The sequence below is a fragment of the Sinomonas halotolerans genome, assembly GCF_039615075.1.
Taxonomy (GTDB): Bacteria; Actinomycetota; Actinomycetes; order Actinomycetales; family Micrococcaceae; genus Sinomonas; species Sinomonas halotolerans.
Genome location: NZ_JBDFRB010000006.1, coordinates 213,708 through 228,535, shown reverse-complemented (window position 1 = coordinate 228,535; position 14,828 = coordinate 213,708). Strand labels below are relative to the sequence as shown.

14 protein-coding genes are annotated in these 14,828 nt (G+C 72.4%); 12 read left to right on the top strand and 2 right to left on the bottom strand.

Going from position 1 to position 14,828, the window contains the following annotated elements; all coding sequences use genetic code 11:
- Positions 1-106 precede the first annotated feature (106 nt).
- A complete protein-coding gene (locus tag ABCQ75_RS09525; RefSeq protein ID WP_345883225.1) occupies positions 107-1,072 on the top strand; it encodes an IS481 family transposase in 966 nt (321 codons plus the stop codon).
- Positions 1,073-1,331: 259 nt separating this feature from the next.
- On the opposite strand, the gene ABCQ75_RS09520 is transcribed toward ABCQ75_RS09525, so the two are convergent.
- Positions 1,332-2,051 carry an IclR family transcriptional regulator gene (locus tag ABCQ75_RS09520; RefSeq protein ID WP_345885011.1) on the bottom strand — a complete coding sequence of 240 codons (720 nt, stop codon included), beginning with the start codon at positions 2,049-2,051 and terminating at the stop codon, positions 1,332-1,334.
- Positions 2,052-2,177: 126 nt separating this feature from the next.
- Between ABCQ75_RS09520 and leuC the strand changes: the two genes are divergently transcribed.
- The 6 genes from leuC to ABCQ75_RS09490 all read left to right on the top strand — a co-directional run bounded on the left by leuC (position 2,178) and on the right by ABCQ75_RS09490 (position 8,757).
- Positions 2,178-3,629: a 3-isopropylmalate dehydratase large subunit gene (gene leuC / locus ABCQ75_RS09515; RefSeq protein WP_345885010.1), complete on the top strand. Its 1,452-nt coding sequence runs from the start codon at positions 2,178-2,180 to the stop codon at positions 3,627-3,629.
- 15 nt (positions 3,630-3,644) lie between these two features.
- Positions 3,645-4,244, top strand: a complete 600-nt coding sequence (leuD, locus tag ABCQ75_RS09510; RefSeq protein WP_345885008.1) for a 3-isopropylmalate dehydratase small subunit — start codon at positions 3,645-3,647, stop codon at positions 4,242-4,244.
- A 148-nt stretch (positions 4,245-4,392) separates the two neighbouring features.
- Positions 4,393-5,718 (top strand): UDP-N-acetylglucosamine 1-carboxyvinyltransferase, encoded by a 1,326-nt coding sequence (gene murA / locus ABCQ75_RS09505; protein WP_345885007.1) that lies wholly within the window; start codon positions 4,393-4,395, stop codon positions 5,716-5,718.
- Positions 5,715-6,554, top strand: a complete 840-nt coding sequence (locus ABCQ75_RS09500) for a lysophospholipid acyltransferase family protein (protein ID WP_427916077.1) — start codon at positions 5,715-5,717, stop codon at positions 6,552-6,554. The genes murA and ABCQ75_RS09500 overlap by 4 nt, the downstream gene beginning before the upstream one ends.
- The gene (locus tag ABCQ75_RS09495) at positions 6,551-7,621 is read left to right on the top strand and encodes an NAD(P)H-dependent glycerol-3-phosphate dehydrogenase (protein ID WP_345885004.1); all 1,071 of its coding nucleotides are present in this window, start codon (positions 6,551-6,553) and stop codon (positions 7,619-7,621) included. Before ABCQ75_RS09500 ends, ABCQ75_RS09495 begins: the two co-directional genes overlap by 4 nt.
- A 2-nt stretch (positions 7,622-7,623) precedes the next feature.
- Positions 7,624-8,757 carry a D-alanine--D-alanine ligase family protein gene (locus ABCQ75_RS09490; protein WP_345885003.1) on the top strand — a complete coding sequence of 378 codons (1,134 nt, stop codon included), beginning with the start codon at positions 7,624-7,626 and terminating at the stop codon, positions 8,755-8,757.
- Here the strand turns inward: ABCQ75_RS09490 and ABCQ75_RS09485 are convergent.
- A complete protein-coding gene (locus ABCQ75_RS09485; protein ID WP_345885001.1) occupies positions 8,754-9,248 on the bottom strand; it encodes a DUF3515 domain-containing protein in 495 nt (164 codons plus the stop codon). The genes ABCQ75_RS09490 and ABCQ75_RS09485 overlap by 4 nt on opposite strands.
- Before the next feature lie 124 nt (positions 9,249-9,372).
- On the opposite strand from ABCQ75_RS09485, the gene ABCQ75_RS09480 reads away from it, so the two are divergent.
- From ABCQ75_RS09480 to ABCQ75_RS09460, 5 genes are all read left to right on the top strand, one after another.
- A complete protein-coding gene (locus tag ABCQ75_RS09480) occupies positions 9,373-10,392 on the top strand; it encodes a thiamine-phosphate kinase (RefSeq protein ID WP_345884999.1) in 1,020 nt (339 codons plus the stop codon).
- A 22-nt stretch (positions 10,393-10,414) separates the two neighbouring features.
- Complete coding sequence (locus ABCQ75_RS09475) at positions 10,415-11,398, top strand: DAK2 domain-containing protein (RefSeq protein WP_345885043.1); 984 nt, start codon at positions 10,415-10,417, stop codon at positions 11,396-11,398.
- Positions 11,388-13,628: an ATP-dependent DNA helicase RecG gene (locus ABCQ75_RS09470; protein ID WP_345884998.1), complete on the top strand. Its 2,241-nt coding sequence runs from the start codon at positions 11,388-11,390 to the stop codon at positions 13,626-13,628. Before ABCQ75_RS09475 ends, ABCQ75_RS09470 begins: the two co-directional genes overlap by 11 nt.
- 81 nt (positions 13,629-13,709) lie before the next feature.
- Positions 13,710-14,321 carry a 16S rRNA (guanine(966)-N(2))-methyltransferase RsmD gene (gene rsmD / locus ABCQ75_RS09465; RefSeq protein ID WP_345884995.1) on the top strand — a complete coding sequence of 204 codons (612 nt, stop codon included), beginning with the start codon at positions 13,710-13,712 and terminating at the stop codon, positions 14,319-14,321.
- Positions 14,318-14,779 (top strand): hypothetical protein, encoded by a 462-nt coding sequence (locus ABCQ75_RS09460; RefSeq protein WP_345884993.1) that lies wholly within the window; start codon positions 14,318-14,320, stop codon positions 14,777-14,779. Before rsmD ends, ABCQ75_RS09460 begins: the two co-directional genes overlap by 4 nt.
- Positions 14,780-14,828: the final 49 nt, after the last annotated feature.

Sequence of the window (14,828 nt, the reverse complement as noted above, 5' to 3'; positions counted from 1 at the left end):
TGTACCGGGTCATGACGTTGGTGGCAGGCGAGTCGTGTTGACGTAGGGAGAGCCTCCGGGTGGGGTGTGGCTTGTCGAAGGCTTTCACCTGACCCCGGAGGCTCTCTTGTCCCACGGTAACGCCCGCCTGACCTTCCATGGCCGCCTGCTGATCGTCCGCCGCCATCTCGAGGGGTGGAAGCAGGCCCACCTCGCCTCGGCGATGGGCATCTCGCGCAAGTGCGTGAAGACTTGGATCGACCGCTACGCCGAGGAGGGCGAGGACGGCCTCCACGACCGCTCCTCCCGTCCGCACAGCTGCCCGAGAAAGACCAGCGCCGAGCTCGAGCAGCGGATCATCGACCTGCGCCAGAGCGAACGGCGTGGGCCCGCTTGGATCGGGGCCCAGCTCGAGGTGCCGCCCCGGACGGTCTCGCGGTTCCTGGCCCGCAACGGCCTGCCGCCCCTGGCAGCGCTCGACCCGATGAGCGGAGAGCTGATCCGCTCCAGCAAGGCCACAGCCGTGCGCTACGAACGCAAACGGCCCGGCGAGCTGGTCCACATGGACGTGAAGAAGCTCGGCCGGATCCCGGACGGAGGAGGCTGGCGCGCCCTCGGCAGGGAAGCGACCGTGGCCCACAAGCACAAGAAGGGCCCGATCGGCTTCGACTACGTGCACTCGCTCGTGGACGACTTCTCCCGGCTGGCCTACTCCGAGATCCTCCCGGACGAGAAGGGCACCACCTGTGCCGGCTTCCTCGACCGGGCGGTCGCCTACTTCGCCGCCCACGGGATCGCCCGCATCGAGCGGCTCATGACCGACAACGCCTTCGCCTACCGGTACTCCCTGGGCGAGGTCTGCGCCAGGCATGGCATCCGCCAGAAGTTCATCCGGCCCCACTGCCCCTGGCAGAACGGCAAGGTGGAACGTCTCAACCGCACCCTGCAGACCGAGTGGGCCTACCGCCAGCCCTTCACCAGCAACGACCAACGCACCGAAGCACTTGCACCCTGGCTCGAGCACTACAACACTCAACGTAGCCACAGCGCACTCGGAGGCAAGCCCCCGACCAGCCGACTGCAACCAACCTGATGGCCGGGTACAGCTAGATGGGGGTGTGGGCCGGCTAGATGGGGGTGTGGACCGCCGAGGTTGGGGCTGTGCCCGCCGAGACGGGGGCGTGCGCCCGCCGAGGTAGAGCCCTGCCGCCGAGGTGGGGGCTGCGAGCCGCCGAGGTGGGGGTGTGGACCGCCGAGGTGGGGGTGTGGGCCGCCGAGGTGGGGGCGTGCGCCCGCCGAGGTAGAGCCCTGCCGCCGAGGTGGGGGTTGCGAGCCGCCGGAGGCAGGGCCCGTCAGTCGTTGCCCTTGCGGAGCGCCTCGGTCAGGAGCCGGCCAGCGTTGCACACGACCTCGGCGTGCTGGCGGCCGGGCTGGCGGGTGAGCCGCTCGATCGGCCCGGAGATGGACACGGCGGCGATCACGCGCCCGGAGGGTCCGCGCACGGGGGCGGAGACCGAGGCGACCCCCGGCTCACGCTCGCCGAGCGACTGCGCCCAGCCCCGGCGTCGGACGCCCGCGAGGACGGTGGGGGTGAAGCGCGCCTGGTTGAGGCCCTCGAGGAGGCGGTCGTGGTCCTCCCACGCGACGAGCACCTGCGCGGCCGAACCGGCCTTCATGCTCAGCTGCGTGCCCACGGGGATCGTGTCCCGGAGGCCGACCGGCCGCTCGGCGGAGGCGACGCACACACGCCAGTCGCCCTGGCGGCGGAAGATCTGGGCGCTCTCGCCGGTCGCGTCGCGGAGCTGGACGAGGATGGGACCGGCGGCTGCGATGAGGCGGTCCTCGCCGGCGGCAGAGGCGAGCTCGACGAGTCGGGAGCCCAGGACGAACCGGCCCTGGATGTCCCGGCTGACGAGCCGGTGGTGCACGAGCGCGAGCGCGAGCCGATGGACGGTGGGCCGGGCGAGGCCAGTGGCCGCCACGAGCTGGGCGAGGGTCGTCGGGCCGGCCTCGAGGGCATCGAGTACGACAGCGGCCTTGTCGATCACGCCCACACCACTAGAATTGTCCATAGATTGATATTGCCGTCTCAATATCTGAGATGCAAGTCGCCGGGGTAGCCAGTGCACTGCAGGGCTGGTGCACTGGAATCAGGGGCAGCCGCAGAGGCTGCGCACACTGGGTGAAGGGAGCTGGCCGTGGGACGCACACTGGCCGAGAAGGTGTGGGACGCGCACGTCGTGCGCAAGGGCGAGGACGGCCAGCCGGACCTCCTCTACATCGACCTCCACCTCGTGCACGAGGTGACTTCCCCGCAGGCGTTCGAGGGCCTCCGCCTCGCCGGCCGCAGGCTCCGCCGGCCGGATCTGACGATCGCGACCGAAGACCACAATACGCCGACCCTGAACATCGACAGGCCGATCGCGGACCCGACGAGCCGCACCCAGATCGAGACGCTGCGCGCGAACTGCAGGGAGTTCGGCGTTCGCCTTCACTCCCTCGGCGACCGGGAGCAGGGGATCGTCCACGTTGTCGGGCCGCAGCTGGGCCTGACCCAGCCCGGCCTCACCGTAGTCTGCGGCGACTCGCACACGTCCACGCACGGGGCGTTCGGCGCGCTCGCGATGGGCATCGGGACCTCCGAGGTCGAACACGTCATGGCCACGCAGACGCTCCCGCTCAAGCCCTTCAAGACCATGGCGATCACGGTCGAGGGCACGCTCCGGCCCGGCGTGAGCGCCAAGGACATCATCCTCGCCGTCATCGCGAAGATCGGCACGGGCGGCGGGCAGGGCTACGTGCTCGAGTACCGCGGCTCCGCGATCCGTGCCCTCTCGATGGAGGCACGCATGACGATCTGCAACATGTCCATCGAGGCCGGTGCCCGTGCCGGGATGGTCGCGCCCGACGAGACTACGTACAGCTTCATGAAGGGGCGCCCGCACGCCCCCGAGGGCGCCGAATGGGACGCCGCCGTCGAGTACTGGAACACGCTGCGGACCGACGACGACGCCGAGTTCGACGCCGAGGTGTTCCTCGACGCGGACGAGCTCGAGCCATTCGTCACGTGGGGCACGAACCCGGGCCAGGGCGTCTCGCTCTCGGAGTCCGTCCCGGATCCCGAGGCGTTCGCCGACGAGAACGCCAAGGCGGCTGCCCGCCGTGCGCTCGACTACATGGGCCTGACGGCGGGGACCCCGATGAGGGACATCCGGGTGGACACCGTCTTCCTCGGCTCCTGCACGAACTCCAGGCTCGAGGACCTCCGTGCGGCGGCGGAGATCGTCCGGGGCCGCACCAAGGACCCGGACGTGCGCATGCTCGTGGTGCCCGGCTCGGCACGCGTGCGCCTCGAGGCCGAGGCGGAGGGCCTCGACAAGGTCTTCACCGAGTTCGGCGCCGAGTGGCGCTTCGCCGGGTGCTCGATGTGCCTGGGCATGAACCCGGACCAGCTCGCTCCGGGCGAGCGCTGCGCGTCGACGTCGAACCGCAACTTCGAGGGCCGCCAGGGCAAGGGCGGACGCACCCACCTCGTCTCGCCGGTCGTCGCGGCGGCGACCGCTGTCCGCGGGACCCTCTCGTCGCCGTCGGACCTCGGCCCGCTGCCGGCCTCCGCCGGAACCGCCCAGCCCGCCGGCACTGCCGCCTAAGGAAGGACCGCCCCCATGGAGAAGTTCACCACGCACACGGGAATCGGCGTCCCGCTCCGCCAGAGCGACGTGGACACGGACCAGATCATCCCGGCCGTGTACCTCAAGCGGATCACGCGCACCGGCTTCGAGGACGCCCTCTTCGCCAACTGGCGCAAGGACGAGGCGTTCATCCTCAACCGCGAGCCGTTCAGCTCGGGCTCCGTGCTCGTGGCCGGGCCGGACTTCGGCACGGGCTCCTCGCGCGAGCACGCCGTGTGGGCGCTCAAGGACTACGGGTTCAAGGCCGTCCTGTCCTCGCGCTTCGCCGACATCTTCCGCGGCAACTCCGGCAAGCAGGGGCTGCTCGCCGCCGTCGTCGCCCAGGACGACATCGAGCTCATCTGGAAGGAGCTCGAGAACCACCCGGGCACCCAGGTCACGGTAGACCTCGAGTCCAAGACCGTCAGCTGCAGCAACATCGTCGCCCCCTTCGAGATCGACGACTACACCCGCTGGCGTCTCCTCGAGGGCCTGGACGACATCGGCCTGACCCTTCAGCACGAGTCCGAGATCTCCGCGTTCGAGGCCACGCGCCCCGCGTTCAGCCCGACGACGCTCCCCGCCCGGAGCTGAGCCGGTCCGGAGCCGGCCCGCGCGGCCACCGGGGGACAGGCTGCGCAAGCGGAAGCTCGCGTCCCGGCGTTTTCGGCGCTCGCGGACGCGAGCTTCTATGCTTAGCTGGGTCGTCCGACGGCCAGAGCCAGCGAGGAATGAGATGCAGATGAGCAGTGTCCTGACCATCCGGGGCGGGGTTCCCCTCTCCGGGAAGGTCTCCGTGCGCGGGGCCAAGAACCTCGTGCCGAAGGCGATGGTCGCGGCGCTGCTGGGCAGCGGGCCCTCCGTGCTGCGCAACGTGCCCGAGATCAAGGACGTCGAGGTCGTCACGAGCCTCCTGAGGCTGCACGGCGTCCGCGTGGAGCGGGACCCGCACACGGGAGACCTCACGCTCGACCCACAGGACGCCAAGAGCGCCGCCTCCGCGGACATCGACGCCCACGCCGGGGACTCGCGCATCCCGATCCTCCTGTGCGGCCCGCTCATCCACGCGATCGGCGAGGCGTTCATCCCTGACCTCGGCGGCTGCCGGATCGGCGACCGCCCGATCGACTTCCACCTCGACGTCCTGCGCCACTTCGGCGCCGTCGTCGACAAGCGCCCCGGCGGGATCAGCATCTCCGCCCCGAAGGGCCTCAAGGGCGCGAAGATCGCCCTCCCGTACCCCAGCGTGGGCGCCACCGAGCAGGTCCTCCTGAGCGCGACGCGCGCGGAGGGCATCACGGAGCTGCGCGGCGCCGCGACCGAGCCCGAGGTCATCGACCTCATCGCAGTGCTCCAGAAGATGGGCGCCCTCATCAGTGTCCAGACCGACCGGACCATCTGGATCGAGGGCGTCCCGGAGCTCGGCAGCTATACCCACAAGGCACTCCCGGACCGGAACGAGTCCGCCTCGTGGGCCTCGGCGGCGCTCGCCACGCGCGGTGACATCTTCGTCGAGGGCGCGAGCCAGCGGGACATGATGACGTTCCTGAACGTGTACCGGAAGCTCGGCGGCGGGCTCCAGATCGAGGACGACGGCATCCGGTTCTTCCACCCCGGCGGAACGCTCTCCCCGCTCGTGCTCGAGACCGACGTCCACCCCGGCTTCATGACCGACTGGCAGCAGCCGCTCGTCGTCGCGCTGACCCAGGCGGACGGCGTCTCGATCGTCCATGAGACGGTCTACGAGAACCGCTTCGGGTTCACGGACGCCCTGCGCCGCATGGGGGCCACCATCCAGGTCCACCGCGAGTGCCTCGGGAGCGTCCCGTGCCGGTTCGGGCAGCGCAACTTCCTCCACTCGGCCGTCATCTCCGGCCCCACGAAGCTCCACGGCGCGGACATCGACATCCCGGACCTGCGCGGCGGATTCAGCCACCTCATCGCGGCACTCGCGGCCGACGGCGTCTCCCGGGCCACCGGCGTGGACATCATCAAGCGCGGGTACGAGCACTTCACGGACAAGCTGCAGGCGCTGGGCGCCGACTTCGACCTCGAGGAGCGCGCATGAGGAGCGGAACCGACTCCAAGCACCGGGAGAGCCTCGAGGAGAGGATCTTCTTCGGGATCGCGGCGGGGATCGTGCGGCCGCTCATGACCCTGCTCATGGGCCGTCAGTGGCAAGGGACGGAGAAGCTGGCCGCGCTGTCCGGCGGCTTCATCGCGTGCCCCAACCACTGCACCGAGATCGACCCGCTCACGATCGGCCACATGCTGTACAACAACGGCCGTGCCCCGCACTTCCTCGCGAAGGCCGGGCTCTTCAAGCCGCCCGTGGTGGGCCACATCCTGCGCGGCACCAAGCAGGTGCCGGTCGAGCGAGGCGGCGCCGGGGCGGGCAGGTCCCTCGAGGTCGCGAGGGAGATCATCGACGAGGGCGGTGCCATCATCGTCTACCCCGAGGGCACGCTCACGCGGGACCCGGACATGTGGCCCATGAAGGGGCACACCGGGGCTGCGCGGCTGGCGCTCAAGACCGGCGCCCCCGTGGTCCCGATCGCGCACTGGGGGGACCACGAGCTGTTCCCGCGGTACGCGAAGCGCCTGCACGTCTTCCCGCGCAAGAAGGCGAGGGTCCTCGTGGGGGACCCTGTCGACCTGTCCGACCTGCGCGAGCGGCCCATGGACAAGACCACCCTCGTGGAGGCCACCGACCGCATCATGGCTGCCATCACCGCCCTGCTCGGCGAGCTCCGCGGCGAGGAGCCGCCGGCGGTCCGCTGGGATCCGGCCGAGCATCCCGAGACCGTCCACGGCCGTGGAGGGCGCGACGCGGGCCGCGGCGCAGGAGAGGCCGGCCCCGCAGCGGGCAGCGCAGCAGCGGACGACGCCGAGGCCGCCTCGTGAGCGCACCGGCGGCCGACGCCGCCCCGGGCAGCGGGACGGCGCGGGAGCCCCTCCGGCGGGTCGCGGTCATGGGCGCGGGGAGCTGGGGGACGACCTTCGCGAAGGTGCTCGGCGACGCGGCCGAGGCGAGCGGCACGGACCTGCAGGTACGGGTGTGGGGGCGCAGCGAGGCCGTCGTCGCGGATCTCAACCAGCACCGCAACACGCGCTACCTCGACGGCATCGGACTCCCGTCCTGCATCAGCGCCTCGACCGATCCGCGCAAGGTCCTCGAGGGCGCGCAGGCGGTCATCCTCGCCGTCCCGGCCCAGTCCCTGCGCGAGCAGCTGTCCCAGTGGGCCGCGGACCTGCCCGAGGACGCGGTCGTCGTCTCCCTCATGAAGGGCCTCGAGCTGGGGTCGGACGCGCGCATGAGCGAGATCATCTCCGAGGTGGCCGGCATCCCGGCGGAGCGCATCGCGGTCGTGTCCGGGCCGAACCTCGCGCTCGAGATCGCCCGCTGCCAGCCCACGGCCTCCGTCGTGGCGTGCAGCGACGAGGCGACCGCGCACTGGCTCGCCCTCGCGTGCACGGCACCCTACTTCCGCCCCTACACGAGCACCGACGTCGTGGGGGTCGAGATCGGCGGGATCGTCAAGAACGTCATCGCCCTCGCGGTCGGGATCTGCGAGGGCAAGGGGATGGGCGACAACACGAAGGCCTCGGTCATCACACGGGGCCTCGCCGAGACCACCCGGCTCGCGTCGGCGCTCGGCGGCGACCCGCAGACGATGGCGGGCCTCGCCGGCCTCGGCGACCTCGTCGCGACGTGCTCGTCGAAGCTCTCGCGGAACCACACGGCCGGGACCCTCCTGGGCCAGGGCCTCACCGTGGAGCAGGTGGGCGAGCGCACCACGCAGGTGGCCGAGGGCATCAAGTCCGCCCCGGCCGTCCACGAGCTCGCGCAGAAGCTCGGCGTGGACATGCCGATCACGGCCGCCGTCGTGGCGGTGCTCAAGGGAGAGCTCCCCGTGGACCAGCTCGGACCGCTGCTGCTCGCGCGGCAGCTCAAATCAGAAGGCGACTAGCAGTGGAATCCAACGCAACGTCCGGCTCGCGGAAGGTGCGGGTCGCGCTCCTGTTCGGCGGGCGCTCGAGCGAGCACGCCGTCTCGTGCGTGACTGCGGCGGGCGTCATGGGCGCAATCGACACCGACCGGTACGAGGTCGTCCCGATCGGCATCACACGCGAGGGCCAGTGGGTGCTCTCCGACGGCGACTGGCATGAGTGGGCGCTCAACACGGGCCGCCTGCCCGAGGTCGGCCCCGCCGAGGGCACGGTGAGCCTCGCCGAGGGGTCGGGCCGCACCCGTCTCGTGGTCGCGGAGCCCAACCGGGTGCCGCGCGAGCTCGGCGAGGTCGACGTCGTCTTCCCCCTCCTGCACGGCGCGTTCGGCGAGGACGGGACGGTCCAGGGCCTGCTCGAGCTCGCCGACGTCCGGTATGTCGGGGCCGGAGTCCTGGCCTCGGCCGTGGGCATGGACAAGCACTTCATGAAGCTCGCCTTCGCGGCGGCCGGCCTCGCGGTCGGGCCCTACATCGCGGTGACCGACAAGGAGTGGCGCAGGGACCCGGGCGCGGTGCGCGACGCCGTCGGGCGCCTCGGGTACCCCGTGTTCGTGAAGCCGTGCCGCGCGGGCTCCTCGGTGGGGATCACGAAGGTGGATGCGCCGGAGCAGCTCGAGGCCGCCATCGCCGAGGCCCGCCGCCACGATCCGCGCCTGGTCATCGAGGCCGCGATCGCGGGCCGCGAGATCGAGTGCGGCGTGCTCGAGGGCCGCGGGGCGGACGCCCCGCGGACCTCCCTGCCCGGCGAGGTCTCGGTGGCCGGCGGGAGCCACGCCTTCTACGACTTCGAGGCGAAGTACGTCGAGGACAGCGCCGCGGCGCTCTCATGCCCCGCTGACCTCCCGCAGGAGGCGATCGCGCACGTGCGCGAGCTCGCGGCCGTCGCGTTCGACGCCGTCGCGGCCGAGGGTTTGAGCCGTGTGGACTTCTTCTACACGCCTGAGGGCGAGTTCGTCATCAACGAGATCAACACGATGCCGGGCTTCACCCCCATCAGCATGTACCCGCAGATGTGGGCCGCGACGGGAGTGCCGTACCCCGAGCTCATCGACGAGCTGATCCAGCTCGCCCTCGCGCGGCCCACGGGCCTGCGCTAGCCCCCGGCCGGGAGGGACGCGAGGTCCTCCTTGCCCACGCACTTGCGGGCCGCGGGGACCTTCTCGACGGCGCCGGAAAGGCTCGCCAGGACGGTTGCCGAGCTGATCCGCTCCTCGTCGAGGAGGATCTCGGTGGCCGGCTCGCGCCCGAAGGTCGTGAGCGTGTAGTACGGGTCGCCTTCCTCGATCACCCAGTCGACGCCGTTGACGCTCACGCAGCGGTCCGTGGTCGGGCCGGGGGAGGCGACGCCGCAGCGGAGCACGACGACGGACGGGTCGCCCCACGCGGCCGTCGCCTGGCTCGTCGTCTTGCGCATCGAGGCGTCGCCGAGGGTCTGGGGGAGGGCGATCATGAGCGGCGCGCAGGCGGGGTCCGCGGCGCCCGGCGCGGGCTCGACCGCAACGGGCGCGGCGCAGCCGGACAGCACGGCGGCGAGGAGCGTGAGCGCGGCGAGTCCGCAGGCCCTGAGGGCGGGGGTGCGTGCGCGCATCGGTGCTCCGTCTGTCGAGGCTTGGGGGGCCTGACCAGCCTACCGCGGTGCGGGCGCGCAACCGGATCCCGGAGCAGCCGCGCTGGCAGGCACCGGAGCGCATCACGGCGGATAGTCTGAGGGAATGGCAGACCCACAGCTGGCGGGGGACCTCGTGCGCGACCTCGACGAGTCCGCACTCCTCGCGCGCATCTTCCCCCGGCTCACGGTCCTCGGCAGCGCGCTGCTCGGCCCGGGGGACGACGCCGCCGTGGTGGCCGCGCCGGACGGGCGGGTCGTGGTCAGCACGGACACCCAGACCCAGGACGCGGACTTCCGGCTCGTCTGGCCCAACGGCTACCGCAGCACAGGGGAGGACGTGGGCTGGAAGGCCGCGGCGCAGAACCTCTCGGACATCAACGCGATGGGTGCCGTCTCGACGGCCATGGTCGTGAGCCTGACCCTCCCGCCGGAGACCGGGACGGCGTGGGTCGAGGGCCTCGCGGACGGCCTCGTCGCGGCCATCAGGGGCCTCGGCGCCGACCAGTGCACGGTGGCGGGGGGAGACCTCGGCCGGGGCCGGGAGCTCTCGGTGACCGTGACCGTCCTCGGCAGCCTCGAGGGCCGGGCGCCCGTCCTGCGCTCCGGCGCCCGGCCCGGGGACACCGTGGCGGTCGCCGGCCGTCTCGGCGCCGCAGCGGCCGGCCTCGCCCTGCTCGAGCGGGGACCGGCGTACGGCGAGCTGTCCGCCGAGCTCCGGGACGCCGTCGGGCGCCAATGCCGCCCGCTCCCGCCGCTGGCCGCCGGCCCTGCGGCCGCCCGCGCCGGTGCGCACGCGCTCATGGACCTCTCCGACGGGCTGCTCCGGGACGGCGACCGGCTGGCCCGCGCGAGCGGCGTGGTCCTCGATCTGGACCCGGCTGCGCTCGCGCCGTACGCCAGCCGGCTCGCGCCGGTGGCACAGGCCCTCGGAGAGGACCCGCTCCCGTGGGTCCTCGGCGGCGGGGAGGACCATGGTCTCCTCGCTGCCTTTCCGGCCGGAACCCCGCTCCCCGAGGGCTTCGCTGCGATAGGCTCTGTGGTGCCCGCGGCCGGCGGGCCGGGCGGGGTGGCCCTCGGCGGCCGCCCTGTGCCAGCGAGCGGATGGGACCACTTTGCACTCTAAGATCGCCTCGAACGCAGCGACGATGCGGCGCTGGCTCGCCGACGCGGAAACCGTCCTGGGCAATCACAGCGACCGCCTGAACGCGATCAACATCTTCCCCGTGGCGGACGGCGACACGGGAACGAACCTCTACCACACCGTACGGGCAGCGGCCACGGCCGCCGCCGACGCCGAGGGCACGGACGTGGGGGAGGTCCTCGCCGCGGCCGGGCAGGCCGCCATGGAAGAGGCCTGGGGAAACTCCGGGACCCTGTTCGCCGTCTTCCTCGATGCGTTCGCCGCCTCGCTGCGGGGGCACGCGCGCGTGAGCGGCCCGCTCCTCGCCGCGGCCCTGCACCGCGCGCAGATCCGTGCCTGGTCCGCGCTGAGCGAGCCGGTGGCCGGCACGATGCTCTCGGTCCTGGAGGCGGCGGCCGACGGCGCTGCCCGGGCGCGGCACGACGACGCGCCTGAGGCGGGGGCTGACAGCAACCAGGCCCTCGCCGCGACCCTCGACGCCGCGGTCGAGGCCGCGGTGGGCGCGGTCGTCGACACGGAGGCGCAGCTGGGCGTCCTCGCGAGGGCGCATGTTGTGGACGCCGGCGGGGTCGGCTTCCTCCTGGTGCTCGGGGCGCTGCGGAATGCGGTCCTCGGGAACGGGCTGGGGGAGGACGTCCTCGAGGGCCTGCACGGGTACCGGATCGACGATCCCCACATCCACGGGGCCCAGCCGGCCGCAGAGGGCGTCGAGGTGATGTGCACGCTCACGCTCACCCCGCTCGACGCCGCGGGGCTGCGGCAGAAGCTCGACGAGATCGGCGACTCGGTGATCATGAGCCCGGTCGGGGCGTTCGACGACGGCGCCGGCGAGTGCCGCTGGCGCGTCCACGTCCACGTGCCCGACCCGGAGGCAGCACTTACGCTCATCGGCACCTTCGGCACGCCCGAGCGCATCGCGTTCACCGAGCTGCACGCCGCGGACCCCACAGACGCCGGCGTCGGGGACGGCAGCACCCGTGCCGTCTGAGCGGGAGATCCCCCTCTCCCGGCTGCTCGGGGCAGGGTCCGCCAAGAAGCTCGCGGCCGCGCTCGGCCTCGAGACCGCGGGCGACCTCCTGGACTACTTCCCCCGGCGCTACATCCAGCGCGGGGAGCTGACTCCGATCTCACGCCTGCCCCTCGACGAGGACGCGACGCTCCTGGCCCGCGTCGTGAAGTCCAGCACGCGGCGGATGGCGACCCGCCGCGGGTCCATCACGGAGGTCCTCGTCTCGGACGGCTTCACCGACCACGGTGTGGACACCATCAGCCTCACGTTCTTCAACGGGTTCCAGGCCTCTCGCCAGCTCACCCCGGGGACCGTGGCGATGTTCTCCGGCCGCGTGGGCCGGTACAAGGGACGGCTGCAGCTGACCAACCCCGAGTACACCCTGCTCGACCCGGAGGAGGACAGCGGCCTCACCCCCGAGGAGATCGCCGGACGGCCCATCCCCGTCTACCCGGCATCGGCCAAGGTCACGAGCTGGCAGATCGCCAAGGCCACGGGCATCCTCGTCGGGCAGCTCGACCTCGAGGCCCTCGCAGACCCGCTCCCCGAGCGCCTGCGCCAGAAGTACCGGCTGCCCGGCCTCGGCGACGCGTACCGCATGGTCCATGTTCCCCCCACGCAGGAGGCGTGGATGCTCGCCCGGCAGCGGTTCCTGTACGAGGAGGCCCTCGTCCTGCAGACCGCGCTCGCCCGCCGGCGGATCCAGCACGCCCAGCTCCCGTCCCGCCCGAGCCCGGCCCGCCGCGGTGGCATCCTCGACGCCTTCGACGCGCGGCTGCCGTTCGAACTCACCGCCGGCCAGCGTGCGGTCGGCGAGGAGCTCGCCGCAGAGCTTGCCGAGCCGCACCCCATGAACCGCCTCCTCCAGGGCGAGGTGGGCTCCGGCAAGACCGTGGTCGCCCTCCGCGCCATGCTCCAGGTGGTCGACGACGGGGGCCAGGCCGCGCTGCTCGCTCCCACGGAGGTCCTCGCGGCCCAGCACTGTGCGTCCATCCGCCGCACGCTCGGCCCGCTCGTGCGCGAGGGGCTCCTCGGGGCCGACCCCGACGCGCCCGGCGTCGAGGTCGTCCTGCTCACGGGCTCGCAGTCGGCGGGGGAGCGCAAGCGCGCGCTCCTGGCCGCCGCGAGCGGCCAGGCGGGGATCGTGGTCGGCACGCATGCGCTGCTGTCCGAGCACGTCGCCTTCGCGGACCTAGGCCTAGTGGTCGTGGACGAGCAGCACCGCTTCGGGGTCGAGCAGCGCGACGCGCTCCGGGCCAAGAGCCTCGCCACGCCGCACCTGCTCGTCATGACGGCCACGCCCATCCCGCGCACGGTGGCGATGACCGTCTTCGGAGACCTCGAGACCTCCGTGCTCTCGGAGCTGCCCGCGGGGCGTTCGCCCATCGCGACCCACGTGGTGGGACTCGCCGAGAACCCGGCCTGGGAGCGGCGCATCTGGGCCCGGGCCCGGGAAGAGGCCGAGGCCGGGCGGCAGGTCTACGTCGTGTGCCCCCAGATCGGCGAGTCCGGGGAGGACGAGGGCGACCTCGAGGCGCTCGACGACGCCACGTGGGGAGGCGGGTCGCTCGCTGACAACGGGTCGCAGGCCCCGCCGGCGGCCTCCGTCGCGGCGACGACTGCGAGGCTCGAGGAAGAGGAAGCCCTCGCGGGAGTCCGCATCGGCTCGCTGCACGGGCGGATGGACGCGGCGGAGAAGTCTGCGTCGATGGAGTCCTTCGCCACGGGCACCACGCAGGTCCTCGTGGCGACGACGGTCGTCGAGGTCGGCGTCGACGTCCCCAATGCCACCCTCATGGTCATCCTCGACGCCGACCGCTTCGGCATTGCCCAGCTCCACCAGCTCCGGGGGCGTGTGGGCCGCGGCGGGCATCCGGGCACCTGCCTCCTCGTCACCTCCCTCGAGCCGGGGCACCCGAGCCGTGCCCGGCTCGATGCCGTGGCCGCGAGCACCGACGGCTTCGTCCTCGCCCAGAAGGACCTCGAGCAGCGGCGCGAGGGGGACATCCTCGGGGCCACCCAGTCGGGACGGCGATCGACCCTCCGGCTCCTGCGCGTCACGCGGGACACCGAGGTGATCGAGCGAGCGCGCCAGGACGCCGTGGAGATCGTCGAGGAGGACCCGCAGCTCTCGTCCCATGCCCCGCTCAGGAACGCGATCGAGGCGTACCTCGAGCCCGAGAAGGAGGTGTTCCTCGAACGTGGGTGACACCGATCCGCAGGAGGCGCAGGAAGCACAGCAGGCTCAGGGAGAACAGGGAGCGCGGGGAGCACAGGAAGGAACGCACGCATGAGCCGCATCATCGCCGGGATCTCCGGCGGGACACCGCTCGCCTCGGTGCCTGGCTCCGGAACGAGGCCCACGACGGACCGCGTCAAGGAAGCGCTCTTCTCGCGTCTCGAGGCCCTCGGGATGATCGCGCGCGCACGCGTCCTCGACCTCTACGCCGGCTCGGGGGCCCTCGGCGTCGAGGCCGCGAGCCGCGGCGCGTCCACGGTCGAGCTCGTCGAGACGGATGCCAAGGCCGTGGGCGTGTGCCAGCGCAATGCGCGGACTGTCAACGATGCGGTGGGCCGCCGCGCCGTCACGGTGCACCGGTCCAAGGTCCAGGGCTTCCTCGAGAAGACCCTGGAGGGGCAGCACTGGGACCTCGTCTTCCTCGACCCCCCGTACGATCTCGCGGAGGCGTCCCTCGCGGCCGTGCTCGAGGCGCTCGCGCCGCACCTCGCGCCGGACGCCGTCGTCGTCGTCGAACGCTCCTCCCGCTCCGCCGAGCCGGCGTGGCCCGAAGGCCTCGGGCTCCTCTCCGAGCGCAAGTACGGTGAGACGCGCCTGTGGTTCGCTGAGCCCGTCGCCGGGGACCGAGGAGCGTCGGACCCGGACGCTACGGTGGAGGCATGATCCTGCCCTTGCCCGCCTCGCCGTCGGCCACCGCGCCCGCCGTCCCCGGGGCCGGGGCCGGCGACGCCCTGGCAGCCGCAGCGCCCGTGTGGTGGGAAGTGCTTGCCGCGTTCGCGCCGGTGGGGACGTTCACCGCTGCGGTGGTGGCAGCCGTCGTCGGGCTGCACACCATCCGGCAGCGTTCGCACTCGGACCGGCGCGCCGAATTCTGGCGGCGCACCGAGTGGGCCCTCGAGGCCTCGGTCTCGCCCGACCCGCAGATGCAGGCGATGGGCACCATGGTCCTCGCGAGCCTGGCAAGGAGCGAGCTCATCGCGAGCGAGGAGGAGCTCATGCTGCTCGACGCCGTGTGGGTCGACCCGATCGCCGAGGCCGAGGAGGCGGGGCTCGACGAGGAGCTCTCAGGCGACGGCGTCCCGGATGCAGACGGGGGCCCGGACGCCGAGGACGGTCCGTGATGACGCGTGGACGCGCCCGCACGGCAGAGGCGATACTGGGGGGAGAGCT